The sequence below is a fragment of the Pedobacter sp. GW456-11-11-14-TSB4 genome, assembly GCF_059424425.1.
In genome coordinates, this window is record NZ_JBWKZK010000004.1 from 407,559 (window position 1) to 434,410 (window position 26,852).

The window sequence follows — 26,852 nt, forward strand, 5'->3', positions numbered from 1 at the left end:
TCATTAAATGAGAATTTGGATACTTTAAATCATTTCTATTTATAAAAATGATGAAACAGAAAAATACTGTTTGCCTGAAATTCGAGCGAATCTCACTCTTTGATGTAGTAGCTTTTCTTCATGAAGTTAGGTTTATATTTTGGTTTGTATTTTTTGTAAATTCAACTAGTGTGAATTTGAGCACGTAAGAATATACGTTATGATTTAACTCGGTGCTATCATAAGATTTCGTTCTATTTGGTTAATATTATTTGGTTAGCAACCTTACATGAACAATAGCAACTTACATTGCATAATTGTACATATTTAGTTTACCGAAGCTACATTAGGTAATTTTTTTACTATAGCACAATTGTTTAAATTTATACCGAGTTTGTTTAACTATCTCAAAATCTTCATTTTTTACGCTTAATAAGTGTTTTAGCGCTAAATGTCGATTAAAAAAACTAATCCTTAAAACATATTTGATAGTTAATCTTTAATAATCACTATTTAACAAGTTATTTATCGGTATCACTTTTGATTGCTAAAAGCAAATTATTTATGCAATCGATACATTATATATTTTAGGCACTTTTTAACAAGTTATTTTATTAATGAATATCCTCTTCCAAAAGAGTAGCATATTTTGCCGTCTTTAATTAATAGATTATATGCTTTGGTAGCATAGTCTTTTTGAAAGTATGATTTTACCCCGATACAATGTGGATCTGGAAGTATATTGCATTCAGATAACCTGCCTTCATCTATTGCTTTTTGTAATACATTTTTAAGCTGTAGATGATATGGAATATTGGATAAAAAATTCGGAGACCAATTTTTTAATAACATTTTAATAGATTTTAAGGTGAAATTCAAACTATTTATAATCCTGCTGCTTTTTTGTGATCGGCTAAGAACTGTGACAGTCCATTCGCTGTAAGCGGGTGATTTAATAAGGAAGCAATCGCTGATAGGGGAGCGGTTATTACGTCGGCTCCTATCTTAGCACAACTTACTATATGTATAGGCGTTCTCACCGAAGCAGCTAAAATTTGAGTTCTAAACTCATATGTATCATAAATTAGTCTGATATCTTCTATTAACTTCATCCCATCAAATGAGATATCATCCAGGCGGCCAACAAACGGCGATACATAAGTTGCCCCAGCTTTAGCAGCAAGAAGTGCCTGGCCCGAAGAAAAAACCAGTGTACAATTTGTTTTAATGCCTTTAGAAGAAAAGTATTTTATTGCTTTAATACCATCTTTAATCATAGGCACTTTTACAACAATCTGTTGATGCAAAGCGGCCAACTCGTCACCTTCTTTAATCATTTGCTCATAAGTGGTACTAATTACCTCTGCACTAACATCGCCATTTGTAATCTCACAAATGGACTGATAGTGAGCTAAAACATTTTGATGTCCACTTATTCCTTCTTTAGCCATTAAAGAAGGGTTTGTAGTTACACCGTCAAGTATACCCATTTCATGTGCCTCTAGTATTTGTTGGAGGTTAGCGGTATCAATAAAAAATTTCATAATATTTATTTGGTTAGAATTTACATTGCCCACTTAAATGGGCAATGTAAATTTCAAAACAAATGAGAAGCTTACATGCTACGTTTCTATAATTAATGTGGTTTATTTGTTTAATGTGAAAAGATTGGATAATCCTAACGTGAAAAACAGCATAAAAAAAAATGCCTTTCAAAAATAATTGAAAGACATTTATAATTTGTGGAGAATATCGGAGTGGATATTTCATCAATTGCGAGCTCTAAACGCTGTTTTTGATGCTCTAAAAGGGGTTTTTTATCCGTCATTTTGAGTGATTTGGCTGAGTTTTGGCTGAGTTTTTAATTAAAATTTAAAAATAAAGATAAACAAAAAACATCATTTAAACCACTTTAAAGACATATTTTAAATCTATTTTGTGTCGATCACATTATTGTCAACAAATAAAATTTTCGTTAAATCATCAATTTCATGTTAAAATTAGCCGTTTTTTAGTCTTTTTTTTCGGAAAATTTTAATGGCAATTTTTCGGAAGAATTTCTATAATTTGGCTGAGTTTTGGCTGAGTTTTATACATTAAATACCTGCTTGGATAAACCAATTTGATTAACCCCGTTCCGCCAATTTCGGAATACCGCAAAGCAAACTGGTTGTCAGACAATAATCAATAACTTATTTTTGGTAAAGAGGGGTCAATAGGTTATGGTTTTTCCACTATCTGTTGTTTCCGTTCGTCTTTCATATCGCGACAATTTCAAAGTATTGCGACAAAAACAAAGAGGATTTGTCGCAATATATTGTATTGCGACAAATCTTCACCATTTTTGGTGACAAATTGATTTCTGCATCTTTAGACCCATCATTAATCCGTTCAATATTTCTTTCCCTAGATGAGAATTGCGCAATGATCACAACAGACAATCTACTGATTGGCATCTAGAAGATATCCTATCCCTGAATTGCATAATTTGTATTTAAGTAATTGCTTAAATGCTTATATTTGTTCATTATTTTAATGATGAACAGTTGTAAAAGAATTTTCGCGGATCAAGGTCAGATTAATAATTGCAAAGAAGCCTTGAATGAAAGTAGTGGTCCATTCTCATACCTATCAGGACTATTGGCTCTCACCGGGAACGAGGTTAGACTAAAGATACTTTTCCTATTAAACAGAGAAGGCGAACTTTGCCCATGTGACCTGAGCGACATATTGGGTATGACAATCCCTGCCATATCACAGCACCTTCGCAAGCTGAAGGATGGTGGCATGATCCATTCCGTAAAATCTGGCCAGACCATATTCTATTCCATTGAGGATTCCCAACTCGGACTGCTCCGCCCGTTCTTTGGTCAACTGCAAAAACATTTAACAACGATACAACCATGAGTACAGGATCACCAAAAAGCTGGATAGCAGGCTTGTTTGCTGCATTTACAGCATCTCTTTGCTGCATTGTCCCCTTATTTGCCGTCATCGGGGGTGCAGTGAGCGCCCCCACCTATTTCGGTTGGATAGCGCCTTATCGCCCGTATATTATCGGACTGACCATTCTGGTGTTCGCACTGGCCTGGTATAACCTGCTGAAAAGAAAAGACATGCAAGAAGATAACTGTGGATGTGAGGTGCAGAAAAGAAGTTTTATGGGGTCAAAAAAGTTTCTAATGGTTGTAACGGTAATCTCTGCCCTGTTGATCACGTTTCCCTACTATTCAAGTTTGCTTTACGCCAGCCCAAAGACACTGTCCGCAACCAGAACAGTAGGAAAAAAACTTGCCAACGTAAAGTTCGCCATAGAGGGGATGAGCTGCGAGGGCTGTACAAGCCACATCGATGGTGGCCTCAGCGGTGCAAAAGGTATCTTCAGCTCAAAGACCTCCTTTGAAAAGGCGATGGCTGTGGTCAGCTATAACCCAGACAGCATATCAGCCGATAGCATTAGCAAAAAAATAAAGAAAATAGGTTACAAGAATAATATTATAACTAAAAACTAAATGGAAACAGCAATCATACTCAGTTCGACGATCACCTGCCCGGCATGCGGCTTTGCAAAAAAAGAAGAAATGCCGACAGATTCCTGCCAGTATTTTTACGGATGTGAAAACTGCGGAACGGTACTAAAGCCACTGGCTGGAGACTGCTGTGTATTCTGCAGCTATGGCACAGTAAAATGTCCGCCCATCCAGCAGGGAACCTCCTGCTGTGGTTAGTTGACGATGCATAAAGTGTAAATCATTGATAAACACCAATTTGAAAATGAAAAGGAACACATGTGGGACAAAAATAATTTAATGATAACTTATTGATTTTCAAAGAATTATTTATCATCTCCCCTTAAATTTTCTTCCAAAAAATAAAACAAACTGTAAAACAGTTACTTACACACTTCTTAACCCAACAAAACTACACAAAAAAAGAGCAATTCGGACTATTTTTCCACACTTCTCATTTTCTCCTAAAAATAGCAGCTTATGAGCTAAGCTGCTATGATTTACTAGAACCGACCGCCACCGGGCTATCTACGGATAGCATTAAATAGACATAACATACGTATACCACAAGCAACAACAGCAACGAGAGAATGTCTATATACTTATCAACGATAAAACGAAAGATCTTATTTCTGTTCCTATCCCTATCCTTGGGTCTTGGTTGCTTAATGACTTTCCAGTTTTTTTTATTGTTGTATTTGGTCATTTCCGTTTGATAATTGTAAAACCGCTAACCATAAACCCATTGACCATATCCATTAATTACAAGAGACTGGTCAATGGGAAACTGTAAATAGTGATCTTACACTTTTGAGTTAAAAAAGCCTATTTCGTATTGCGCGAAGAAGAATGTGTAGATTTAATTCTCCAGCCTTGAGCCGTTTTTTCTAGCACGGAAGTCGCTACTCCTCTTTTCTTGATTTCTCTTCCATCTTTTAGTGTAATGACATAGATGTATTTCTCCGTACAAAACGAATAATTACCTCCCAGATCAACCTTAACGGTATAATCGTTAAACTTAAAGGATTTGAATTCTTTTAGTTCTGGGCCCAGGTGATGCTCTAAATAGGTATCAATTGTACCTTCAACACTCCCTGATTCAACAATCTCGGAATTTTTAACAAACAGTTCCGAGATGCCAGAAACAGACAGATTTTCGATAGCAGCTTTATAGCTGTTTAACACTTTCTTTACTGCATCTGTTTCAGATGTCTGGGCATAGCTTTTTGCCACGATGGCGATTAAAAGACTAAATATGATAGCTGTTTTTTTTATTTGATTTTTCATATTGTTTTTTGGTTTAAATACATGTTTTTAATTGATCGGTATAGCATCTACAATGCGGACACCTTTTTTTATTCTTTTTAAGATTACCCTAAAAGAGCATGAGCAGGTTCCTTGTCATCAAAATATTGGATATTGAAATGCAAGGAACTTACCTAGAGGGCTAATTAAGTGAGATCATAAAGAGATTTTACAGCTATGCTATGCCGATATTTGCTTCTTTTGGAGTTGCAACTAGCTGGCCTATGCAAATGAGCACCCAAGAGACTGTCCTTTGGCAATAGCATCATCTTAGATTAAAACGCCCTGCATTTTTAATCCGCGCAACCAACACCGAGAAAAACATCGGTAAACAAAATGTTCTTGATTAGCATCGTAAATTTCTACCCAATGAGAAATATCTATCACCCCTTAAATGGGGCAATAAAAATTAGCTGTAGAGCGGAGCTCTAGGCAGTATTACGTGTATCTCAAATTAGGAAGGAACTTATAGAAATCCTGATATCCACGGAGGACGGTGGCTTTCTATCGGTGATAAAAAAAGTTGTTTTAGACTGCTCGATTGCGAGCTGATCAAAGCAATAAAAAAACGAAGGTAATAAAAGATATACAGGGGCCTTTAAATCTATTTTTCCAACATGGATTAAGTTCTTGTCCAACAAACTAAACTCCTCCACCTCATCCTGGCAACAAACATCTACATTATCGGCAGGAGCCTGTAAGGAATCAAAGCTGGCTAAGTAATGATCTGATTGACCTTCTGGATGATGGTGATCAGCTGAGTGCAAGTGGCTAGCATGTTCATGTCCTTTGCTGCGGGAAGGCTGTAGCGCTGAACCCAAATGTAAAGAGCAAGCAAGCCCAACTACTGTATGGAGTAGAAATATAACCAGCAGAAATAATGCTTTGCCTTTCATGTATTCTAAGTAAATTTATATATTGGTTTTGATATTATTTTATATAATTTTCGAGATTTGTTATATCATTTCTAAATCATCCTTTTATGGATTGAGCCGCTAAAATGCTGTACCGCTATTTTGATTGTCATTTAGTTATTAATTATCAGAATACCATTTGGCTTCTTTCCCACGGTTATATCTTTTATTTTGATGTGACTTTCAACAGAAACGACCGATACACTTTTAGCTAATTGATTGGTAACATAGGCTGTTTTCCCGTCTTTGGTGAAGGCAATCGCATGAGCTCCTAGGCCTGTTGAAAATGCATTTCCATATACCCAGTTATTATTTATTGTATTCAAGGTCCAGTAATGCACTTTCCCGTTTTCAGGGTCTGTTACCCATAATTCATTTTTAAATGCATTATGTGCAACACTACCTGGCATAAAGCCAAGAGAAATCGTCTGAATCACCGTATTTGTAGCCACATCGATTACGCTCACCGAGCGGCCGTCCTCATTGTCTACATACATTCTATTGTCCAGGCCAACCCATGCGGCAACAGGGTTATCTCCCACGGGAATTGTGGCAATCTTTTCTTTTGTTATAGGATTGATCACCGAAACATTATCATCCCCGCCATTGGCCACGTATGCTTTTTTTCCATCGGCAGAAAAGGTAACCTCAGCAGGTTCCATGCCTACATTTATTACCTTTTTAAGTGCATAGCTTTGGGCATCATAAATCAATACCTTCCCTTCCATTTCCATCTGAGATGTCCAGATCTCTTTCCCATCAGGTGAATAAACGGCATTATGGTTCATCACTGGCAATTCCAAATCTTTGATTAATGCTCCCTTTTGAGCATCCAAAACCATTACCATACCCCTCATATCTGCCATACCACCACTATGTCCTGCACTTAAATCTGCACCTGGGATAGCGATGGTCAAATTATTTAAAGTTGGTGATTTATAAATGTGATGAGGCCACATCGCCATTTTACCTGTGGCATTCATTAACGAAATGGTTTGGGTAACTAGATTTTTTGACAAGTCAATAACCGATAAAGAGCCATCTTCTCCGTTAATCACATAGGCCGCCGGGTAATTGATATTCAGGCCCATATTCATCCCCTTATCGTCCATATCGTGGACCATCTTTTTACAACTCGAAAAGAGTATAGCGCCCCCAGATACAACTAGCAAGGTCACAACAAAAAATTTAAATGTTTTCATTTTATTAATATTTTACATTATTTAATAGATTCTAATTTTGCTTTCATAACTTCTATTTCCTTTTGTTGGCTTTTAATGATTTCCTGTTGCAGTTTCTTTATTTCTGGGTCATTTGATTTTGATTGCTCACTCATTAAAATTGCCGCTGCATGATGCGGAATCATTCCCTTTAAAAATTGTTTATCCGAAACCGCCGTTTGAGATTGGATCAACAAGAAGAATGCAATTAAGCCTACTGAACATATCGTAATCAAACTTATATTGAGCTTTTTATTGCCATACATTTTCCCCATTAAAATAAGTTCAATGATAATCATGGGCATCGTCATCAGCCCAGCCATATAAAACTGGTTAATATTCGGGTATACATTTGCAAAGCTATTTACCATTGAGTACATCAGAATGTACATCGCTATGAAAGAAAGTACTGCCATAATGAGCAGCTTTTTGTAATGGTCGCCATGATTTTGCAACATTTCCATTTGCTTGTGACCTTTATGTTCCATAATTAATATGATTTAAGTGCTTTTAAATAAAAACTAGTCAATATTCGCGCTCCTAAGGCGCAATGAGTTTAGAATAACAGATACTGAACTAAGACTCATGGCAAGTGCAGCTATCATTGGTGATAATAAAATTCCAAAAAATGGATATAAAAGTCCTGCGGCCACAGGTATTCCCAATACATTATATCCAAGGGCGAAGAAGAGATTCCCCTTAATATTACCCATTACCTTGTGGCTCAATAACCTAGCTTTTGCAATTCCATTCAGGTCACCTTTTACCAAAGTAATTGCTGCACTTTCAATAGCGACATCCGTTCCTGTACCCATAGCGATACCAATATCTGCCTGCGACAATGCTGGGGCATCATTAATACCATCGCCAGCCATAGCTACCTTTTTCCCTTGGGCCTGTAGTTTTTTGATTTCGTTCAGTTTATCCTCTGGCAGCATCCCGGCTTTGAAGCCATCTAAATTCAAGGTTCCGCTAACTGCCCTTGCCGTATCCTCATTGTCGCCAGTAAACATAATTACCTCCAAGCCTTCATCCTGAAGTTTTTTGATAGCGGTTGCACTGGAGGCTTTGATTTTATCAGAGATTACCACAAAGCCAACAGCTTTATTTCCAACGGCTAAATAAGAAACCGTCTTGCCCTGTTTTTGAGCAGCTTTGACCTGCTCTTGCAAATCGGGATCAATTTTGGCCTTAACGTGTTCCATTAATTTCTGATTACCCAAAGCAAGTTTTTCCTCCTTCAATATGCCAGTTACACCTTTGCCGGTTACAGCTTCAAAATTTGAAATTGGTTGAACCCTTATTTTGTTTTCTTCTCCGTAACGTAATGTTGCCTGCGCTAAAGGATGTTCACTGCTACTATTTAACGCCACTATTCTTTCAAGGACTTTCTTTTCGTCAAAATCCGAATTTACACTAACAACGCTCTCAACTGAAGGTTTTCCTTCGGTAACCGTTCCTGTTTTGTCAATGATCACCACATCAATAGCATTCATTTTTTCAAGGGATTCCGCATTCTTGATCAATATACCAGATTGGGCGCCTTTACCCACGCCAACCATTATAGACATTGGTGTAGCGAGACCCAGTGCGCATGGACAGGCAATGATCAATACGGCAATGGCATTTACAAAAGCGTATACATAAGAAGGTTCTGGACCATATATTGCCCATACGATAAATGTTATTATGGCAATCAATACCACCACGGGCACAAAATATCCCGAAATCTTATCTGCCATTTTTTGGATAGGCGCTTTTGAACGACTAGCAGAATTAACCATTTCAATGATCTGGGAAAGTAGCGTTTCTGAGCCCACTTTTTCTGCAAGCATTACAAAAGTTTTATTTCCGTTGATCGTACCTGAGCTTACCTTGTCTCCCGTCTTTTTCTCCACCGGGACAGGTTCACCCGAGATCATAGATTCATCAATAATTGCTTCCCCCGTTTTAATGCTTCCATCTACGGGTATTTTTTCGCCCGGCTTCACTCTTAACAAATCTCCCTTTTGAATGTCATCAATAGAAACCGTCGATTCTTTATCTCCCACAACCTTTGTAGCCGTATTAGGCGCCAATTTCAATAGTTCTTTAATGGCACTATTGGTTTTACCATGTGCTCTAGCTTCTAAAAGCTGACCAAGCAAGACTAAAGTCAAGATCACGGTTGCCGCTTCAAAATAAACATAGACCGTACCATGATGGGTCTTAAATTGGTCTGGAAAAATATCTGGAAAAAGCAGGGCCACAAGGCTAAATAGCCAAGCTACCCCCGCACCAATACCAATTAATGTAAACATATTTAATTTCCAAGTGACCACCGATTGCCATGCACGCTGAAAGAACATCCATGTTGCATAAAAAACCACCGGTATGGAAAAGACGAATTGAACCCAATTCCAATATTTCAGTTCCATTAACTTAAAGATCGGATTACCGGGTATCATTTCTGACATTGCTATTAAAAAAATGGGAACGGTAAAAATGGTGGCAATTTTAAACTTGCGCAAAAGGGTTTCATAGACTTTATCTTCCTCTTCCAAATTACCCCCTAACGGCACCAAGTCCATCCCACAAATTGGACAGGAACCGGGCTGATCGCTAATGATTTCGGGATGCATGGGACAGGTAAATTGTGTTGCTTGCTTTAATGTAGGCTGTTTTAGCAAATCCATTCCACAAACTGGGCAATGACCTGGTTTATCATACGTTTTATCTCCTTCACAATGCATCGGACAATAGTACACCCCTCCAGTTTCTTCCCTGTTTACTTTAATAGGGGTTGTGCCATGATGGTGATGAACTTTTTCTTTTGTATCCTTCTCATGGGCTTTCATTTCAATACTGTAATTTCCGCTAGCCGATAATGCTTCCTGCAACTTTTCAGTCTGAATATGCTTATCCATGGTAATTATTGCCTCAGCAGGTTCCAGCGTAACCTTAGCAGAAATGCCATCAATTCCATTCAATGCTTTTTCAACCTTGGTTCGGCAGCCCTGGCAGCTCATTCCGGTTATTTTATAGGTATGCGTCATGATTAATAAGTTAATAATTTAATGTAAGTCCAGCACCATAGCCCATATCACTATCATAGTGGGTAGATAGACCAAAGTACTTGGTAACTATATATCTAAATCCTGCCATGTACTCCTTATCTGTATTTACCATAAATTGAAAGCGTAATTTTTTGGAGATGGGCACATCTTCCCGCATCAACTGAAACCTGACATTTCCTTTGTGATCGATGGAAGCATCTGCGATAATCAGCATCGGTAGGGTATACTGTACCCCTAACTGAAATACCTGCCTAAAGTTTTTGGTATTACTCTGTCCGAAAATGTTTTTTCCTGGTGCTAAGGATTGTCCAAATATATTTTTGTCCAATGGATCAACAGTCCTTTTTCTAAAGTCCCAACCAACGTAAGGTAATAGCCATTGATTTCGTCCGATATATCTTCCAAAGTGGCTTTCACTTTCATAACCCATTTCTTTATCAAAGCCAATTCTCCATTCTGTTGTGAAACGATAGCGGGTATTGGCCAGCATAATCTCACCGTCACTACCATTGGTCTCTATTCCAACCCTTGCCATTGGATGAAATTCCCTATCATCACTGAACAATTTGCGTTGTGCCAATTTAGGATTAGGGATTTCGGGATTGGGTGGCGAATTTTCGTAGCTAAATACCCTGCCCATACCGCTCATCATGTGGTAAAGGATATGACAATGGAAAAACCAATCACCCCCAGGTTCTGTAGCAGCAAATTCAATTGTGTCCCGCTCCATTGGCATGATGTCGATAACGTTTTTCATAGGGGCATTTTCACCTTGTTCATTTAGCACCCTAAAATCATGACCATGAAGGTGCATCGGATGCCGCATCATACTGTTATTGAACAGGATAATCCTCACATTTTCGCCTTTCTTGATCAGTATTTTATCACTTTCAGAAACCGTTTTGTTATCCAAAGTCCAGACATAGCGGTTCATATTACCAGTAAGATCAAACTTTAGCTCCTTCCATGGGCCTTTCGGTAAAGTTGTTTTTTTAGGATCACGGAGCATTCCATAGTTTAACGTAACGATGTCTGAGTTATCAGCGGCCATATTCATTCCTGCCATGCTTTTATCGTTTGGCATTTGCGTACCCTGCATGGCTGCTTTTTTGTTTTCTTTTTTCGGACTTTCCTCACCTGTTACTTCTGGATACATCACAGTATTCATGTCCATGGCCTGGTTCTGCATTTTCATACCTTCCATTTGGACCATGTTGCCACTCATGTCCATCATGTCGTTCATCATTTTCATACCGGCAAAATATTTCAATTTTGGCAGTTTCTGGGCAGCGACTTTCTCTCCTGTACCCAACCAAAGTGATGCCGATTTTGTACGGTCTTCTGGTGTCACCAAAAATTCGTAGCTTTTATTTTCCGGAATGGTTACCACCACATCATAGGTTTCAGACACGGCAATGATCAACCTGTCAACCTCTACAGGCTCTACATCATTTCCATCTGTAGCTACTACGGTTATTTTACCGCCTGAGTAAGTCAGCCAAAAATAATCTGAGGCTCCGCCATTGGCAATGCGTAGCCTAACCTTATCACCCGCTTTAAACTGGGGCTGAACATTTTGGTTCCTACCGTTGATCAGAAAGGCATCATAATAGACATCACTAACATCCATAGCATTCATGCGCTTCCACTCATTGTTGATCTTGGTTTTGAAGTGTCCAGTTCGGATTGCCTCGGCATAACTTTGGGTCGTTCCTTTTTTAATGGCAAACCAATCATTAGCATTTTTCAGACTTCGTTGTACTTCTTCTGGCTTCATATCCGTCCATTCACTCAACACTATCGGAATGGTTGGAATGTCCCATTCTTTCTTTTTGTTCATAATGAATGCGCCGTACATCCCAATCTGCTCCTGAAGTCCGCTATGGCTGTGGTACCAGTGTGTACCTGTTTGAACGATAGGAAATTTGTAGATATAAGTAGAGTGGGGTTTAATGGGCATTTGTGTAAGGAAAGGAACTCCATCCATCTGGTTCGGCAAAAACAGGCCATGCCAGTGCAGGGATGTCTCCTCATCTAAATTATTATGTACATATATCAAAGCCGTATCACCTTCGGTAAACGTTAAGGTAGGCATAGGGATTTGACCGTTCACAGCAATTGCCCGTTTTGTTTTCTTTCCGAATGTTACGGTTGTATCGGCAATGTAAAGATCATAGCGAACGGTGCGAGGAGCTTGGTTATTTGTAATGGTTTTAATAGCCCCCAAATTTACCTTTGCCTTTTTGATGTTGTCCATGGCGGAACTGTTATCACCCATTTCCATTCCGCCCATGTTTTCCATATTGTCCGTCTTTTTAGCTTCCTCTTTCATGGGCATTTTCATATCTCCCATATCTGAAGTCTTTGCAGGCTGCGCTTTTTTATCGGGAGCAGAAGCTTTCGGTTTAACAGTTTTTGCTTTTTGAACGACGAGCTTCATACCACATTTCGGGCAATTACCAGGTTTGCTAGATTGTATTTCCGGGTGCATCGTACAGGTATAAATAGTTGACACTTGTTTATCAGTTCCGTTGCTAGGCATTTTCATTCCCTTCATATCCTGAGCGGAAGCTACTGCATAAAAGATCATTAAAAAGGCTGTTAATATATTTTTCATAATTTGATAATTAAAGATTTCTTTTATTTAGACTATCCTTTGATATTTGAACCCAGTTAATTATTTGCATTTTTTCTGCATCGCTCAAAATAGCATTTCTATGGATGAGGGTATATGAAGATAAAGGCATGGTACCATCTTTTAAACTATTCTCTATAGCGCTTAATTTGCTCTGTTGTCTTCTGGGAGTATAAGCGCCAAACTCGTTAAAATTAAGTTCTGCTTTACCAGATTGTACGTGATCGTCCAAGAACCAGTTCAAAGGTTGCATATTGGCATACCATGGGTACTTGGTGTTATTACTATGGCAATCGTAGCAAGCTTTTTGTAAAATACCCTGTACATCACCTGGCATAGTAACCATTTTAGAAATATCATTTGGCATAGCCTGCCCACTTTTATTGCGGGCAGGTTGTATAAACTGGATAATTACAAGGATTACCAATAACCCAAGAAGTATTTTTTTTATGCCTTTCATGGCTGTTATTTTAATTCCTCTTGAACCGTACCGCAAGTTGGCATAGCTTTTCCAAGATAAGGATTTTTAATATCCTTCACTTCGCTCAACCAGATTGCGCCCTTATTTTTATTATACATTGGGCAGTGGTCAACATATAAAGTTTGATTGGTTCCAAGTAGTTTAATAAGGTCGTACATATCCTTGCTCAATATATCAAAGTGTTCTCGCTGATGTGCAATATTTCCAACGTTGGCTCCAATGTGTTCGGCATGTTCTTTGCCATCATCGTATATATCGGTATAAGCTTTATCCTGCTCTGGTGTTAAAGATTTTTTATCAAAAGAAGCGAAGCCAGCGACCATTTCATTTCCAGCCGCTGCTGCATCTTTATCATTGTCAGCTGTAAGGGCGTTCTTTAATTTGATATATGAACTTAACAGTGCAGCAGTAGAAGTACCTTTTTCTGCAGGTTCTGTTACAACAGCTTTGGTGGTTGTAGAGTCTGGCATAGCCGTTGTTTGGGTTTTATCACTACCATTAGAGCAGGCTGCTAGAAATAGTAAGGAAAAAGCTGAGCTATAAATTAATGTTTTCATCGTATTTTAATTAAAATATTTTTAAATTGTTGATTATCTGTTTAGGGAACAATTGCATTTGTATAACCCTAGAACAGAATTATTTGATAAAATTCGAAGTTAATTGTACAGCTACTTGCACCCAAATAAGGTGAAACTGTATAATTAACAAACAGAATTACTTTAAAGTTTCCTTTATCGCTCCGCAGGTTAACATTTGTTTTCCGAAATAGGGGTTTTTAATTGCTGTGTTATCAGAAAGCCAATAGCTTTTTTTCATTGGGCAGTAGTCATAATAGACTGGCGCTTTGGTCAATTTTACAGCTTTAGCTAATTTGAAAAGGTTGGCAGAAAAATTAGCAAAGTGTTCTCTTTGATGTACGATTTCCTTTGTCTCTGAGATATGTTTAGCATCAAATTCAAGTTTATCCTGAAGCCCCATAAAAGAGGTCATTTCTTCCTTTGGCATTGATTTCATATCCATACTGCTCAATACTTTAGAAAATTCGCTTGCTTTTGATGCGGCTAAAGTTGCATCGGAATTTACCAACGCATTTTTGATGTCGTAGTAAGCCGTTAATAAAGATTGTGTTTGGCTGTTTTGGGCAAAAACAGGTTTGATCCATGCAGTTGCAACTAAGGCAACTACTAAAAATATTTTTTTCATGATGTGATAATTTAATGTTTATACTAATTTTTAGACATAGCAATAGCTATGTCTAATGTATTTGTCCGCTAACAGTAGTAAACTGGCTGTTTAGCAAGCTCATTAAATCTTATATCTGAAAACTTTGAATGCTTATTCGAATATCTTCGTTAGGGGGTCGACACCTATGGTTTACGTAACCACTTTGATCTGGTGCGATACTGATTACTGTAACTAATAAAGTATAAGCGTAATTGGCAAGCCCTACTACAGGTAAACTAACCAGTACTTTAGCACTTTCTGGGATGAGTTTACTTTGGATAGTCAGCTCATTTACCAGCTTTTTACAACAAGGATCTTCGTTTGAAGAATTCAGTCCTGGTATCGAGGTAATCTCATGGTCCTCTGCATGATTGTGCTCATGATCTTTGTGTTCATGAACAGCCGCTTTTGTATGGGAATGAGTATCATTATCATGATTCTCCTCCATTGCCAAAGCACAGCCAAAACCCACAACAGTATTGAGCAAAAATATAACTAACAGAAAGATAGCTTTACTTTTCATGACTATGCAAATCTATATAAAGATGCAAAATTAAATTTATATTATTCTACCTATTAGTTATATAATTATGCTGCTACCCATTTAGAGTAGCAGCGTTTAAATCCATCTATTCTTATTTCAATGTTTCTTTTACTTCGCCACAAGTCATCATGCTTTCGCCGAAATAAGGGTTTCTGATTTCTTTTTGATTACTTAACCAAGCCGCACCTTTATCATTTAGTGCCATAGGGCAGTATTCTACATAGATTTCGCCAGAGTTTAAGCCAGCGCTTTTTACTCTTTCTATAAAATCAGTACTCAAATCAGCATACAAAGTTCTTTGGGATTCAATATCTTTAGCTGCACCTATTTTAGCTGCTAATGTAGCTAATGAACCACCATTATTTAGTGCTTTTGAACCCAGTTCGATAGCATTAACTGCTACTTTTGCCTCGATCATATCACCATTTACAAGTGCATTGGTAAGATGTACATAATGTTGGTAAACTGCATTTAATTTATCGTCTTTTAAACTAACGCTTACAGCTGTTTTTTCCACAGGAGCCGCATCGTGACCTTCGCCTGCCGCATGGTTATGACCTGCATGTGCATCTTCAGCTACTGGTTTATCACTGTTTCCACAAGCTGCAAATAGCATTACTGCAACTAAAATCATTACAAAATTGGTTATTGTTTTCATTTTTTTTGGTTTTATAATTAATATTTATGATTTACTTAGTTTAAGCCCTTCAACAGGGTTTTTTCCTCTTTTAAGGATATACTCGCTATACAATAGATATGCTCCAGTTACTACTACCTGATCTCCTTTTTTCAATCCTTCGGCAATCTCAACCTGATCATCGTTTTCTTGCCCAGTTTTTACAAGCTTGGCTTCAAAATTGTCTTTTCCGCTTTTAACCCAAACGTGCATTCCTTTTCCATCTCTTATTACAGCATCTACCGGCAAAGTCAATACATTAGTTTGACTTGCAGAAGGTAAAAAGACGTTGGCTTGTAAGCCTGGTTGCCATTGATTTGATGGATTAGGGATAGTCCCTCTAATTTGTGTAAGCTGTGAACCTGATTGTAAAGCTGGTGTAATAAAGCTAATGATCATTTCTTGTGGCTTATCTTCCCAACCTGCAACCACCACCTTAACCTTTTGGCCCTGTTTTATGTTTTTAGCCTCATTTGGATAAACATCCGCTTCGACCCATAACTGACCATAGCCTTCCAGTCTTATTATCGAGCCTCCTTCTTGCACATACTGCCCCTGCGTTACGGATAACTCTGCCACAATACCACTTTGCGGTGCATAAAATACAATAAATGGATCCTTTTTCTGTGTTTTTAACAATTGCTGAACCTGACTTTCAGATTGACCATATAACAACAATTTCTGTTTAGCCGCAGCAACTAGCTGACTCTCTATTTTATCGCCCTGAAATTGTTTCTGTTGTGCTACAGCCATTAAATACTCCTGTTGCAGGGTAGCCAATTGCTCAGAATACAATTGATACAAAGGCTGCCCTTTACTTACCTTAACTCCAGTTTCTCTTACATATAATCGCTCTATTCTACCTACAATTCTACTAGAGATATAGCTACTTTGTTCAGGATCAACAGTTAGTCTTCCATTTAGCTGTTTACCACCAGAAAAGCTATTTTCACCTATGATTAGGGTAGTTATATTGGCTAATGCCTGGCGTTTCTCATCTACTTTCAGTGCTTTATCATTACTGTTTTTTTCAAAAGGCACTAAATCCATCCCACAAATGGGACAAGTACCCATTTCATTTTTAATTACCTGCGGGTGCATAGGACAAGTAAAAGTCTGCACCTTTTCTTTTGCAGCCCCCTCTACAGGTTTTTTCTCATTGCTACACGCTGCAATAAATACCGATGGAAGCACCGCCATTAAGGCAATTTTCTTTATAAATAATTTACGTTCCATAATTTTATTTTTTAATGAAGCTTTCACTATCAACCAGGTATGCTGCATTTTTACTTACCTCCCAATTGCTAATATCTTCTGTAATTTGTACCATCCCGGCTATGGTAACGCCTGTTTTTACCGCTTTTGGAATAACTACATTACCTTCTTTTTTAAAGAGCACTTTTTTGTCTCCTAATGATACTATTGCAGATTCTGGTAGCCACCATGAAGCAGCTAACAATACAGGTATTTTAGCAGTAAGAAGTTCCCCAATCCTAAAATTCGATTTGTTGAGATAGGTTCTGGCAATAGTAAAGTTTTCGCCATTTTTAAAAACAGGCTGTATCATTCCAATAGTTGCGTTCTGAGCCGTGCTTTTATCGGCAGTTTTATAAAACATCAACTTATCGCCTTTTTTAATAAGCGATGCCAAGTCAGGTTTAAAGGAAAACTCTGCAAGCATACTACTGGCATTATAAATCGTAAAAAGCGATTGTCCAGCACTTACATACTGTCCTTCTCGTAACATCACCGGAGAATTTACTGGAGTACTTGCCACTGGTGCAGCAGCTGTCGTAGATCCACCAGCCATACTACTCATTCCATCTCCACCAGAAGATGGGGCAGCAGCAGATGGGGCCACAATCTGGGCCGCAGCAGATTTTTCAAGAATATATCCATCTGCATTGCTATAAACAGGAATACGATAATTAACTTTTCTTGTTTTTAACAACTGATTAACTGTCGAATTATTCATCCCCAATAATATCAACCGTTGTTTAGCTCGTTCTAGCATAGACTGATCTGTTTCAGAACGTTGCAAAAAAAGCAATTCCTGTTGAGCAGCAGCCAAATCTGGAGAATAAACTTCCATAATTAACTGCCCTTTGCGAACGGGTTGGTAATTGTATTTAATCAACAAACGCTCTATTCTTCCACCAACCCTGCTTGCTACACTATGCTCATTACGTGTATCGTAATTAATTATGCCATGCACTTCTTCCGTAAATATTCTTGTACCATACTCGGCTTTAATTACTGGCAATGTTGATACAACCTGTGCATTTGTAGGTTTAAGCAGGTGAGAAAGATTACTGTCTATTTTTACTGCGCCAAGATCATCATGGGCGTCGTTTTTAACAGCTTTATTCCTATTACAAGAACTGATTACCATTATGCCAGCCATCATCAACAAAGCAAAGCTAAAGGGGTTAACGATATATTTCTTTCTCATAATCTACAATCATTAAGTAAAGTTTCAGTTTTTCATCTAGCACATTCGTCTGCATCATGGTTAATGCTTCCCACGAATCGATTACTTCTGGTAATTCCATTTTATTCTCACGGTAGCTTAAAAAGTTAACATCTAGTGTTTTTTGTAAACTCGGAATAATTTTATCTTCCATTACCTTGATCCGCTTTTGCATAGACTGGATTTCGAATTGCATACCGTATAACATCCCCTGCGTTTCTTGAAGCATAGCCGCTTTCTCTTTTGCCATAGCCTGCACTTCATATTGCATTCCTTTTACTTCAGATTTATACATTTTTGAAGACCATGGCGCAATTGGGATACTTACCATTCCCATAATGCTAAAAGCTTTAGGCATTGCTTTTGTTAAAGGAGACATGTGATCAAACCTTAGCTTAAAATCGGGCCTGCTTTGCTTTTTCATTGCTTCGATATTCAACTGCATAGATTGTATGCTATAATCCATTTTCTTAATATCGTTTCTAGCTAAGGCCAAACTACCTGTATCAATAGCTCTTGCAGCCACAAAAACTGGCTGATAGGTGGTATCAATAGCAAAATCTGCATTTCCCTGTTGGTTCATCAAACTATTTAGCCAAGCCCTACTTCTAGCTATATCACCCTCCTGCATGATGATCATGTTTCGGTTCTCTTCCAGTTTGGCGGTAGTTTTATATACGCTACTTAATTTCGACTGGTTAAAAGGGTACCTGATCTCTTCGATCTTTTTCATGGTTTGCATAATCTTTTCATTCTGCGTCAATACCCTAATCTTTTGTTGCGCAACCAACCATCCAAAATACAATCGCTTTGCTTGCGCCTTGTATTCATTTAAGGTAACTCCCCGAGTTTCGTTTTCTACTTTACCCTTAGATTCGATATAGCGTTTGTTCGCATTTTGTTTAACCGGATTAGGAATATCTTGCTCTAATTGTAGCATTAAAGAACCTTTATCACTTTCATCCATAATCATTTGACCAGGGTAGGGAGTCATAAACGTACCCACACCTACCATTGGAGCCATCCAAGCCGTTGCTGCTTTAGCCGTATGTTTGTAGCTTTCTGCTTTTAACCCATAAGATTGCAACAATAGATTATTCTTATCTATTCTTTGTAAAACCGTATCTAATGTGAGCACCTGTTTTTGTTGCGCTAATGAATAAAATGGCAATAGCAGTAGTATCAACTTTATTTTTTTAATGCTGTACATCGTGAACCTCCAATTTTCCATATTTCCTCAATTCGTATTCTTTAGACATTAAAAAGATGAGCGGAGTAACTAGTAAGATGTGCGTAGAGGAAGTAAGTACTCCACCTATCATTGGTAACACAATGGGTTGCATTACATCTACTCCAACTCCAGTAGCCCATAATACGGGCACCAAACCAAACAGCGACACACAAACCGTCATTAGTTTCGGCCTTAACCGTTTGGCAGCACCATGAATTACATATTCTCTCAAATCTTCTTTTGTGATGGTCTCACTTGAATTTCCTTTTAATTTAATCAGTTGCTGCATGGCATCATTCAGGTAAATGACCATCACAATCCCCGTTTCGACGGCAATACCGAATAATGCAATAAAACCTACGGCTACACCCACAGATAAGTTTACATCCCAGAAGTAGATCATATAAGCCCCGCCTATTAAAGCAAATGGAACCGTTATCAAGCTTAAAAAGGCTTCTCTTACCGAGTGGAAAGCGAAATACAAGGAGAAGAAAATTATGACCAAAACAACGGGAGCTATCCACATTAAGGTTTGCTTACCGCGGATAAGGTTTTCATATTGCCCGCTCCATTCCAAGAAATAACCTTCTGGAAGCACTCCTTTTTCTTTGTTTAGCTTTTCCATTGCGTCTTTAACTGTGCTGCCTAAATCCCGATCTCGCACATTAAACATCACCGCACCACGCAAAATGGCGTTATCGGAATTGATCATCGGTGGCCCGTCTTCAAATTTCACATCGGCTACGGCTGACAGGGGAATTTCGCCAAAGGTGGTAGACTGAATAGGAATACGCTGAATACGCTCTACACTGTTTCTATATTCTTGTGCTAAACGCACGCTAATAGAAAAACGTTGTCTACCCTCAATGGTATTGCCAATGGTTGCGCCACCTAATGCACTTTCTACCACTTGGTTTACATCATCAACGTTTAAACCATAACGTGCCAGCTCTTCTCTTTTTATATCGATAGCCATGTATTTTCCACCCGTAATTGGTTCTACAAATAAATCGCTAACACCAGGCGTGCCTTCTAATGCGGCTTTCACTTTTTCAGATACAGCAGCAATGGTATCTAAATTTTGTCCAAAAACCTTAATCCCAACATCGGTACGAATACCTGTAGCCAACATATTTATTCTGTTAATAATCGGCTGTGTCCAACCATTTACCACACCCGGAATTTGCAGTTTAGCATCTAGCTCGGTTACAATATCTTTTTTGGTGATGCCTTTACGCCAGTCACTTTTAGGTTTTAAAGTAATAATGGTCTCAATCATACTAATTGGTGAATTATCGGTGGCTGTATTAGCCCTGCCTGCCTTTCCCAAAACCTTATCAACCTCCGGCACCGATTTAATAATCTTGTCCTGTACCTGCAATATTCGCTTTGCTTCTGCATTAGATACGTCGGGCAAGGTAACTGGCATAAAAAGAATACTTTGCTCATCTAATGGTGGAATAAACTCTGTTCCTAGGTTTTTAAGCAATGGAATGGTAATTAACAAAGCAATAATATTAACTGCAATTGTCGTTTTTCGCCATTTTAAAACAGTCCTGATAATTGGTTCGTAAACCTTTTCTAATATCCTGTTTACAGGATTTGCATTATCTGGCTTAAATTTTCCCTTCATAAAAAAGGAAATTAGCACAGGTGCTAGTGTAATTACCAACAAAGCATCTACAATCATGATAAATGTCTTTGTATACGCTAGCGGATGAAACAGTTTACCTTCCTGTCCGGTTAACATAAATACGGGTAAAAAAGAGGTAATGATAATGACTGTTGCAAAGAACACCCCTCTTGAAACCTGCTTACTGGATTTGGTAATCACCGCAAGGCGATCTTCTTCACTGATCCAATCAGGCGTTTTTTTAAATCTATTTTTTAACCACTTGATCATGATGTTGTTGTTTTATTTTGGTCCTTTTCCCATAACTCGTATCGTTCTGCCAAATGCTTATATGCATTTTCGCTCATAATAATACCGTTGTCTACAATTACACCTATAGCCAGTGCAATACCAGTTAGCGACATAATGTTAGATGAAATATCAAAAGCATTGAGCAGAATAAAGCTTGCCGCAATGGTAATTGGAATTTGTATGATAATACTTAATGCGCTGCGCCAATGAAATAGAAATACAAATACAATAAGCGATACCACGATCATCTCTTCTATTAATGTATTTTTAATCGAATCGACAGATTCTTTAATTAACTCGCCCCGATCATATACAATATCAAATTTTACACCCTTAGGTAATCCTTTTGATACTTCTTTCATTTTTGCTTTTACTTTATCGATTACCTCTGCCGCATTTTCGCCGTAACGCATTACCACAATCCCGCCTGCACGTTCTCCCTTGCCATCCTGATCAAATATGCCCAATCTGGTCTCTCCAGTCATTTGCACAGTAGCAAGGTCTGAGACCTTTATAGGTGTGCCATTTTGGTTCTTTACAGGAATATTTGAGATCTCTTCGAGCGATTTGAGATAGCCCGAAGTTTTGATAATATAGCCCATATCGCTCATTTCGAACTTACGTCCACCAGATTCGTTATTGTTGCTTCTTACAGCAGCAATTACCTGAGGCACACTAAGCTTGTAATACAGCAATTTATTTGGGTCTAATGAAATTTGATATTGCTTTTGAAAACCACCAAATGAAGCTATCTCACTAACTCCTGGGACGTTTTGCAGTGCAAATTTCACATACCAATCTTGTATGGCACGTTGCTCGCCTAAATCCATATCTGGGGCATCCAAGGTGTACCACAACACATGACCCACTCCTGTACCATCTGGCCCTAGTTGTGGCGCAACACCTTCTGGCAAAGTTTTGGATATTGTACTAATTCGCTCCATTACACGTTCTCTAGCCCAGTATACATCTACATCATCCTCAAAGATTACGTAGATGAAACTCATCCCGAACATAGAAGAGCCCCTTACATATTTAATTTTGGGAATACCTTGCAAATTGGTAACTAATGGATAGGTAACCTGATCTTCTATCAATTGTGGCGATCTGCCCATCCATTCGGTAAATACAATTACCTGATTTTCTGAAAGGTCGGGAATTGCATCTATCGGGTTTTTTTGTACAGAGAATACTCCCCATATAAATAATCCGGCAGAAAGCACCAGCACAATAAACCGATTGCGCATAGACCATTCTATAATTTTATGTACCATCTTTATTTTTTTCAAATCGGTGCCTGATTACTCAGGCACCTTATGTTAATGTTTGTGATCTGATTCTGGCTGTTTTGCCGGCTGACTTGCCCTATCGTATTTGCAGCAGCCTGGAAGTTTAGTATAAACCGCTTCAGTAGCTTTAAATTTTGGTGTATCATGCCCCACATCAGCAATCTTGCGTTGTATATCATCTAACTTAATTTTGTCAGAATCGTAACTTAAGGTTAGCATTTTTGATTTTGCACTCCACTCTGCAGCAGTTACTCCATCTACTTTTACAGCTGCTTCTATGCGTTTTTTACACATACCACAATTGCCAGATACTTTAACACTGTCTGTTTTAGACTGTGCAAAAGTTGCACTGCCAAGGAAAGCCAACATGGCTACCAAAGAGAATCTTAATGATTTCATAATGAATTGATTTGAAATAAAAATTTGGATATAAAAATTTTGGGACATAGCAAAGCCATGTCCAGTACACGAATGTGCAGGACAGCGATATTAAAAAGGCCTAAATTCTATAGGTACAGTTGCGGATAAAGACGGGAATACCCGGTCCTTCTGGTGGTGCATTACTGAATACAGTACTTGTTTTCTGGGCTGATAAAGCAACCTGATAGGTGTCGCTTTTAAAGGTATGCTGGAAAACTGCTGGAAACTGTTTGAACTCGTAAACAAGCTGAGTCGACTTTTTAGATTGGTCTATCTTCGCTTGTTTATAATCGTTTTTGCAACATGAATTTTTCTCCGTGGCATTTTTAGTCATTCCGCAAAACTCACAATCACCTTCATCTGAAGTAGTTAAACCCCATTTCACAAGTTCTCCCATGCAATAATGAAAATGCACAGTTGCCCCGCTGGAAGTTCCCAGATAGAAGAAAGCAACAAAGGTCAGCAGTATTCTTTTCATTATCGGGGCAAATATAAGCTACTTTAGTGATTTTTTGTTATATAATTCTAATAATTTATTACATCATTTGTACGTAGCTCTGAATTTTATCATGCCATGAGTTAGTTGTTGCGACTGAAGAATGATTGTCGGATGCCCTTCACTAAAAATCATATCTGTTATATACTATCCAGTGGCTTTCGGTTATTTACTTCTAGTGATCTGAACTCCCTTGGGGATATACCAGTTACAGACTTGAACTGATTGGACAAGTGTGCACTACTGCTATAACCCATTTGCCAGGCAATCTCATTTAAGTTCAGCTCCCCATATTGAAGGAGTTCCTTAACTTTTTCAATTTTCTGCTGGATAATAAATTTTTCGATCGTGATATCTTCACTTTCCGAAAACAACCTACTTAAGTAACCATAATCCCGGTGCAATCGGTCGCTGAGCACCTCACTGAATAAGACGTGAAATTCTGGTTGTGTAGAGTGGTGTATTAGTTCAACAATGATGTTTTTGATCCGTTCAACCAGCTTATCCTTGTCCCTATTGATAAGTTCAAATCCCAAAATTTTAAGGGAAGCGGAAATTTTACTCAACATTTCCTCCGATGGTTCGGGAGACACAATGGCCTGTCCAAGTGAAATATCCTCAACCTGAAGATCGTGGTGCTGAAGCTGTTGTGTTACTACCGAAATACAACGGTCACACACCATGTTTTTTATTGATAACAACATACTAATAGGTTAGATTAAATGCTAATATACGCTTTGTTTCAACGGCATAATTATCAACGGCAAGAACATCAAATTGATAGCTAAATGATGTTCTTGCCAAAATGAAAACCGGATTAAATTTTTTCTGCCTTGTAACCAGCCTCTTCCAGCGTGTCGATGATCTGATCGGTATCGATTCCCTGCTTTCCCTCCACCGTTAATATCTTGTCGGGGTTTTGTGTATCCACCTCCCATTTTTCGATACCAGAAAGTTTGTTCAAGTGGGGAGTAACAGCAGCTATGCATCCACCGCATTTGATATTGGTTTTGAATTTTAGTGTTTCCATGATTATAATTATTATTTGTGATTAAATGAGTTTAGCAAACTTAAGGCGAAGACTATTGCTCACCACTGATACAGAACTTAAGGCCATTGCAGCACCTGCAATCATCGGATTTAAAAGGAAGCCGTTAAGCGGATATAAAATTCCTGCGGCAATCGGGATACCGATAAGATTGTAAATAAATGCCCAAAATAGATTTTGGCGAACAGTCCTAACGGTAAGTTTGGATAATCTAAGCGCCTTGGGTACCTGTAAAAGATCAGATGAAACCAAGGTAATCTTGGCAACATCAATTGCAATATCTGATCCTTTGCCCATTGCAATCGAGACATCTGCCTGTGCAAGGGCGTGGCTATCGTTGATGCCGTCACCGATCATAGCAACTATCTTTCCCTGTGATTGCAGTTCCTTAACGAAATCAGCCTTATCTGAGGGCAGTACTTCAGCTCTAAAATCTGTAATTCCCACTTGTTTCGCAACGGCAGAAGCAGTTTGGTGATTATCTCCAGTGAGCATATATACCGCAATATTCCGCTTTAAAAGTTCAGAGACAGCACGGGCAGAACCCTCTTTAATCTGATCGGCAATGGCAATAGTAGCTAGTACGTTATTTTCATTAATGAAATAGATTACCGTTTTTGCTTGATCTTGAAGCCTAGTAACAGAGTTCTCTAAATTTCCTTCAATTTCGATACCAGCATCTTTTAAAATTTTATGGCTGCCTGCCCAGTACTTTTGTCCTTCAAATGTAGCTTGTACACCTTTTCCAGTTAGACTTTCAAAGCCCGTCACTTTTGTCGGGTGAACATTCGCTGTTTGCAGATGGCGAACTATAGCTTCCGCAAGCGGATGTTCAGATTGCTGTTCAAGTGCAAACAGGATACCGATCAATTTTTGCTTGTCAATATCTGTTTTGTTTTGCCAATTGAGTTCTGTTACTTCAGGCTTGCCTTTTGTAAGGGTTCCGGTCTTATCTAGAACAACTGCGTTAACCTTATGTCCAAGTTCCAGCGCTTCGGCATCTTTGATCAATATCCCATTTTCTGCACCTTTGCCAACGCCAACCATAATCGCTGTCGGAGTTGCAAGGCCGAGGGCACAGGGACAGGCAATTACCAGAACGGTTACCATAGCCAGCATTCCTTGGGTGAGGGCATTTTCACCACCAACCAATATCCATATTATAAGTGTAAGAAGTGCGATGCCAATCACTATTGGAACAAATATCCCTGCAATTTTATCGACGAGCTTTTGTACTGGCGCCTTAGAGCCTTGGGCATCCTGCACCATTTTTATGATCTGTGCAAGCATGGTTTCCCCACCCACTTTACGGGCCACAAACCGGAAACTTCCTTTTTGATTTATGGTTCCTGCAAAGACCTGATCTCCTATATTCTTGGAAACCGCAACAGGTTCTCCAGAGATCATGCTTTCATCTACATAGGATGTTCCTTCATAAATTTCGCCATCAACAGGAATCTTTTCACCAGAACGCACCAGTATTTTATCGTCTATTGCAATATCAGAGAGCGGGATTTCCTTCTCTCCATTTTCTGTAATAACTAGTACCGTTTTTGGCTGTAACCCGACCAGTTTTTTGATGGCGGACGAAGTGTTGGATTTAGCACGTTCCTCAAGCAGTTTCCCCAGCATGATAAATACAATAACCACGGCGGCTGCTTCATAATAAACGTGTGGATGAAGCCCCCTTTGGTGCCAAAATTCTGGATATAGTGTATTGAAGAGACTGAAAAGGTATGCAATGCCAGTACTTAAGGCAACAAGGGTATCCATGTTCGCTCTACCATGACTTGCCTGTTTGTAGGCATTAACAAAGAAGCTTTTTCCAAAAATAAAAAGTATAGGGGTTGTCAGTGCCAGCATGTAGTAATTTGCATACGGTATATCCATAAAGAACATACCGATCAAAACCACTGGAAGTGCTAGTATTCCAGAGGCAATCATTCGCCTCTTCAGAGAACTATAGTTTTTTTGCTGTACCTCTTCCTGTTTTTCTTTTCCATTTTCGGAATCCATAATCAGATCGTAACCTATTGACTGCACTGCTTTTTGGAATGCCGGCGGCTGCACCTGATCTGGGTGATAGGAGACCTTAACGGTTTGGGTGGCATAATTGACCTCTGCTTGCTCGACTCCCTGCTGGGCGCCGATCATACTCTCCACGCTGTTTGCGCAGGCAGCACAGGTCATTCCAAGAACTGGGAGCAAAATGGTTTGTATATCGTCTTGAGTTTTCATTACCTTATTATTGATAAACAAAGTTAAGGCGACTTAGGGCTTCCAATTTTACAGGATTTTGTGAAAAAGTTGTATAATTCCACAACAAATGGTGGATTCAAACAACAAGAAAAATATCCAGTTACAGGTTTAAATTGACCGCATGTTCCATAGAACCTTCAATACATCATTATTACATGTTTTTGTCATAATT

At 38.5% G+C, this 26,852-nt stretch carries 25 protein-coding genes; 3 read left to right on the plus strand and 22 right to left on the minus strand.

The window, feature by feature from the left end; genetic code table 11:
• Nucleotides 1–863 precede the first annotated feature (863 nt).
• Nucleotides 864–1,523: a fructose-6-phosphate aldolase gene (fsa, locus tag AC07XU_RS15575; protein WP_494944565.1), complete on the minus strand. Its 660-nt coding sequence runs from the start codon at nucleotides 1,521–1,523 to the stop codon at nucleotides 864–866.
• Nucleotides 1,524–2,517: 994 nt separating this feature from the next.
• On the opposite strand from fsa, the gene AC07XU_RS15580 reads away from it, so the two are divergent.
• The 3 genes from AC07XU_RS15580 to AC07XU_RS15590 are packed head-to-tail and all read left to right on the plus strand — an operon-like array spanning nucleotide 2,518 to nucleotide 3,707.
• Entirely contained in the window at nucleotides 2,518–2,886 is a 369-nt protein-coding gene (locus tag AC07XU_RS15580) for an ArsR/SmtB family transcription factor (protein ID WP_494944613.1), read from the plus strand.
• On the plus strand, nucleotides 2,883–3,491 hold the full coding sequence (gene merTP / locus AC07XU_RS15585) for a mercuric transport protein MerTP (protein ID WP_494944566.1): 609 nt from the start codon (nucleotides 2,883–2,885) through the stop codon (nucleotides 3,489–3,491). The genes AC07XU_RS15580 and merTP overlap by 4 nt, the downstream gene beginning before the upstream one ends.
• Nucleotides 3,492–3,707, plus strand: coding sequence for a GDCCVxC domain-containing (seleno)protein (locus AC07XU_RS15590; protein ID WP_494944567.1), 216 nt, complete (start codon nucleotides 3,492–3,494; stop codon nucleotides 3,705–3,707).
• A gap of 606 nt (nucleotides 3,708–4,313) precedes the next feature.
• On the opposite strand, the gene AC07XU_RS15595 is transcribed toward AC07XU_RS15590, so the two are convergent.
• From AC07XU_RS15595 to AC07XU_RS15695, 21 genes are all read right to left on the minus strand, one after another.
• Nucleotides 4,314–4,775, minus strand: coding sequence for a YybH family protein (locus AC07XU_RS15595; RefSeq protein ID WP_494944568.1), 462 nt, complete (start codon nucleotides 4,773–4,775; stop codon nucleotides 4,314–4,316).
• 467 nt (nucleotides 4,776–5,242) lie between these two features.
• On the minus strand, nucleotides 5,243–5,689 hold the full coding sequence (locus AC07XU_RS15600; RefSeq protein ID WP_494944569.1) for a hypothetical protein: 447 nt from the start codon (nucleotides 5,687–5,689) through the stop codon (nucleotides 5,243–5,245).
• A gap of 131 nt (nucleotides 5,690–5,820) precedes the next feature.
• Nucleotides 5,821–6,909, minus strand: a complete 1,089-nt coding sequence (locus tag AC07XU_RS15605; RefSeq protein WP_494944570.1) for a YncE family protein — start codon at nucleotides 6,907–6,909, stop codon at nucleotides 5,821–5,823.
• A gap of 17 nt (nucleotides 6,910–6,926) precedes the next feature.
• The gene (locus AC07XU_RS15610; protein WP_494944571.1) at nucleotides 6,927–7,415 is read right to left on the minus strand and encodes a DUF305 domain-containing protein; all 489 of its coding nucleotides are present in this window, start codon (nucleotides 7,413–7,415) and stop codon (nucleotides 6,927–6,929) included.
• A 33-nt stretch (nucleotides 7,416–7,448) separates the two neighbouring features.
• Nucleotides 7,449–9,962 carry a heavy metal translocating P-type ATPase gene (locus AC07XU_RS15615; RefSeq protein ID WP_494944572.1) on the minus strand — a complete coding sequence of 838 codons (2,514 nt, stop codon included), beginning with the start codon at nucleotides 9,960–9,962 and terminating at the stop codon, nucleotides 7,449–7,451.
• A gap of 10 nt (nucleotides 9,963–9,972) precedes the next feature.
• Nucleotides 9,973–12,600, minus strand: coding sequence for a multicopper oxidase domain-containing protein (locus tag AC07XU_RS15620; RefSeq protein ID WP_494944573.1), 2,628 nt, complete (start codon nucleotides 12,598–12,600; stop codon nucleotides 9,973–9,975).
• A gap of 10 nt (nucleotides 12,601–12,610) precedes the next feature.
• Nucleotides 12,611–13,078, minus strand: a complete 468-nt coding sequence (locus AC07XU_RS15625) for a heme-binding domain-containing protein (protein ID WP_494944574.1) — start codon at nucleotides 13,076–13,078, stop codon at nucleotides 12,611–12,613.
• Between the two features lie 5 nt (nucleotides 13,079–13,083).
• The gene (locus tag AC07XU_RS15630; RefSeq protein ID WP_494944575.1) at nucleotides 13,084–13,656 is read right to left on the minus strand and encodes a DUF3347 domain-containing protein; all 573 of its coding nucleotides are present in this window, start codon (nucleotides 13,654–13,656) and stop codon (nucleotides 13,084–13,086) included.
• A 157-nt stretch (nucleotides 13,657–13,813) separates the two neighbouring features.
• Nucleotides 13,814–14,302, minus strand: coding sequence for a DUF3347 domain-containing protein (locus AC07XU_RS15635; protein WP_055132851.1), 489 nt, complete (start codon nucleotides 14,300–14,302; stop codon nucleotides 13,814–13,816).
• Between the two features lie 109 nt (nucleotides 14,303–14,411).
• Nucleotides 14,412–14,846, minus strand: coding sequence for a hypothetical protein (locus AC07XU_RS15640; RefSeq protein WP_136875614.1), 435 nt, complete (start codon nucleotides 14,844–14,846; stop codon nucleotides 14,412–14,414).
• Nucleotides 14,847–14,958: 112 nt separating this feature from the next.
• Nucleotides 14,959–15,525: a DUF3347 domain-containing protein gene (locus AC07XU_RS15645; protein ID WP_136875616.1), complete on the minus strand. Its 567-nt coding sequence runs from the start codon at nucleotides 15,523–15,525 to the stop codon at nucleotides 14,959–14,961.
• Between the two features lie 24 nt (nucleotides 15,526–15,549).
• Complete coding sequence (locus AC07XU_RS15650) at nucleotides 15,550–16,779, minus strand: efflux RND transporter periplasmic adaptor subunit (protein ID WP_494944576.1); 1,230 nt, start codon at nucleotides 16,777–16,779, stop codon at nucleotides 15,550–15,552.
• A 4-nt stretch (nucleotides 16,780–16,783) separates the two neighbouring features.
• Nucleotides 16,784–17,995, minus strand: a complete 1,212-nt coding sequence (locus AC07XU_RS15655) for an efflux RND transporter periplasmic adaptor subunit (protein WP_136875620.1) — start codon at nucleotides 17,993–17,995, stop codon at nucleotides 16,784–16,786.
• Complete coding sequence (locus AC07XU_RS15660; protein WP_225871291.1) at nucleotides 17,973–19,199, minus strand: TolC family protein; 1,227 nt, start codon at nucleotides 19,197–19,199, stop codon at nucleotides 17,973–17,975. Before AC07XU_RS15660 ends, AC07XU_RS15655 begins: the two co-directional genes overlap by 23 nt.
• Before the next feature lie 10 nt (nucleotides 19,200–19,209).
• Entirely contained in the window at nucleotides 19,210–21,147 is a 1,938-nt protein-coding gene (locus AC07XU_RS15665; protein WP_494944577.1) for an efflux RND transporter permease subunit, read from the minus strand.
• A complete protein-coding gene (locus AC07XU_RS15670) occupies nucleotides 21,144–22,442 on the minus strand; it encodes an efflux RND transporter permease subunit (RefSeq protein WP_494944578.1) in 1,299 nt (432 codons plus the stop codon). Before AC07XU_RS15670 ends, AC07XU_RS15665 begins: the two co-directional genes overlap by 4 nt.
• 45 nt (nucleotides 22,443–22,487) lie before the next feature.
• Nucleotides 22,488–22,856, minus strand: a complete 369-nt coding sequence (locus tag AC07XU_RS15675; protein ID WP_494944579.1) for a heavy-metal-associated domain-containing protein — start codon at nucleotides 22,854–22,856, stop codon at nucleotides 22,488–22,490.
• Nucleotides 22,857–22,956: 100 nt separating this feature from the next.
• Nucleotides 22,957–23,355: an HYC_CC_PP family protein gene (locus AC07XU_RS15680; RefSeq protein WP_494944580.1), complete on the minus strand. Its 399-nt coding sequence runs from the start codon at nucleotides 23,353–23,355 to the stop codon at nucleotides 22,957–22,959.
• Nucleotides 23,356–23,513: 158 nt separating this feature from the next.
• On the minus strand, nucleotides 23,514–24,077 hold the full coding sequence (locus tag AC07XU_RS15685; RefSeq protein ID WP_090993203.1) for a helix-turn-helix domain-containing protein: 564 nt from the start codon (nucleotides 24,075–24,077) through the stop codon (nucleotides 23,514–23,516).
• Nucleotides 24,078–24,190: 113 nt separating this feature from the next.
• Nucleotides 24,191–24,403, minus strand: a complete 213-nt coding sequence (locus AC07XU_RS15690) for a heavy-metal-associated domain-containing protein (protein WP_090993202.1) — start codon at nucleotides 24,401–24,403, stop codon at nucleotides 24,191–24,193.
• Between the two features lie 21 nt (nucleotides 24,404–24,424).
• The gene (locus AC07XU_RS15695; protein WP_090993201.1) at nucleotides 24,425–26,659 is read right to left on the minus strand and encodes a heavy metal translocating P-type ATPase; all 2,235 of its coding nucleotides are present in this window, start codon (nucleotides 26,657–26,659) and stop codon (nucleotides 24,425–24,427) included.
• Nucleotides 26,660–26,852: the final 193 nt, after the last annotated feature.

What these genes read in the sequence shown, in the direction of transcription:
- fsa (WP_494944565.1), bottom strand. Translation starts at nt 1,523, where the DNA reads ATGAAATTTTTTATTGATACCGCTAACCTCCAACAAATACTAGAGGCA.
- AC07XU_RS15580 (WP_494944613.1), top strand. Translation starts at nt 2,518, where the DNA reads ATGAACAGTTGTAAAAGAATTTTCGCGGATCAAGGTCAGATTAATAAT.
- merTP (WP_494944566.1), top strand. Translation starts at nt 2,883, where the DNA reads ATGAGTACAGGATCACCAAAAAGCTGGATAGCAGGCTTGTTTGCTGCA.
- AC07XU_RS15590 (WP_494944567.1), top strand. Translation starts at nt 3,492, where the DNA reads ATGGAAACAGCAATCATACTCAGTTCGACGATCACCTGCCCGGCATGC.
- AC07XU_RS15595 (WP_494944568.1), bottom strand. Translation starts at nt 4,775, where the DNA reads ATGAAAAATCAAATAAAAAAAACAGCTATCATATTTAGTCTTTTAATC.
- AC07XU_RS15600 (WP_494944569.1), bottom strand. Translation starts at nt 5,689, where the DNA reads ATGAAAGGCAAAGCATTATTTCTGCTGGTTATATTTCTACTCCATACA.
- AC07XU_RS15605 (WP_494944570.1), bottom strand. Translation starts at nt 6,909, where the DNA reads ATGAAAACATTTAAATTTTTTGTTGTGACCTTGCTAGTTGTATCTGGG.
- AC07XU_RS15610 (WP_494944571.1), bottom strand. Translation starts at nt 7,415, where the DNA reads ATGGAACATAAAGGTCACAAGCAAATGGAAATGTTGCAAAATCATGGC.
- AC07XU_RS15615 (WP_494944572.1), bottom strand. Translation starts at nt 9,962, where the DNA reads ATGACGCATACCTATAAAATAACCGGAATGAGCTGCCAGGGCTGCCGA.
- AC07XU_RS15620 (WP_494944573.1), bottom strand. Translation starts at nt 12,600, where the DNA reads ATGAAAAATATATTAACAGCCTTTTTAATGATCTTTTATGCAGTAGCT.
- AC07XU_RS15625 (WP_494944574.1), bottom strand. Translation starts at nt 13,078, where the DNA reads ATGAAAGGCATAAAAAAAATACTTCTTGGGTTATTGGTAATCCTTGTA.
- AC07XU_RS15630 (WP_494944575.1), bottom strand. Translation starts at nt 13,656, where the DNA reads ATGAAAACATTAATTTATAGCTCAGCTTTTTCCTTACTATTTCTAGCA.
- AC07XU_RS15635 (WP_055132851.1), bottom strand. Translation starts at nt 14,302, where the DNA reads ATGAAAAAAATATTTTTAGTAGTTGCCTTAGTTGCAACTGCATGGATC.
- AC07XU_RS15640 (WP_136875614.1), bottom strand. Translation starts at nt 14,846, where the DNA reads ATGAAAAGTAAAGCTATCTTTCTGTTAGTTATATTTTTGCTCAATACT.
- AC07XU_RS15645 (WP_136875616.1), bottom strand. Translation starts at nt 15,525, where the DNA reads ATGAAAACAATAACCAATTTTGTAATGATTTTAGTTGCAGTAATGCTA.
- AC07XU_RS15650 (WP_494944576.1), bottom strand. Translation starts at nt 16,779, where the DNA reads ATGGAACGTAAATTATTTATAAAGAAAATTGCCTTAATGGCGGTGCTT.
- AC07XU_RS15655 (WP_136875620.1), bottom strand. Translation starts at nt 17,995, where the DNA reads ATGAGAAAGAAATATATCGTTAACCCCTTTAGCTTTGCTTTGTTGATG.
- AC07XU_RS15665 (WP_494944577.1), bottom strand. Translation starts at nt 21,147, where the DNA reads ATGATCAAGTGGTTAAAAAATAGATTTAAAAAAACGCCTGATTGGATC.
- AC07XU_RS15670 (WP_494944578.1), bottom strand. Translation starts at nt 22,442, where the DNA reads ATGGTACATAAAATTATAGAATGGTCTATGCGCAATCGGTTTATTGTG.
- AC07XU_RS15675 (WP_494944579.1), bottom strand. Translation starts at nt 22,856, where the DNA reads ATGAAATCATTAAGATTCTCTTTGGTAGCCATGTTGGCTTTCCTTGGC.
- AC07XU_RS15680 (WP_494944580.1), bottom strand. Translation starts at nt 23,355, where the DNA reads ATGAAAAGAATACTGCTGACCTTTGTTGCTTTCTTCTATCTGGGAACT.
- AC07XU_RS15685 (WP_090993203.1), bottom strand. Translation starts at nt 24,077, where the DNA reads ATGTTGTTATCAATAAAAAACATGGTGTGTGACCGTTGTATTTCGGTA.
- AC07XU_RS15690 (WP_090993202.1), bottom strand. Translation starts at nt 24,403, where the DNA reads ATGGAAACACTAAAATTCAAAACCAATATCAAATGCGGTGGATGCATA.
- AC07XU_RS15695 (WP_090993201.1), bottom strand. Translation starts at nt 26,659, where the DNA reads ATGAAAACTCAAGACGATATACAAACCATTTTGCTCCCAGTTCTTGGA.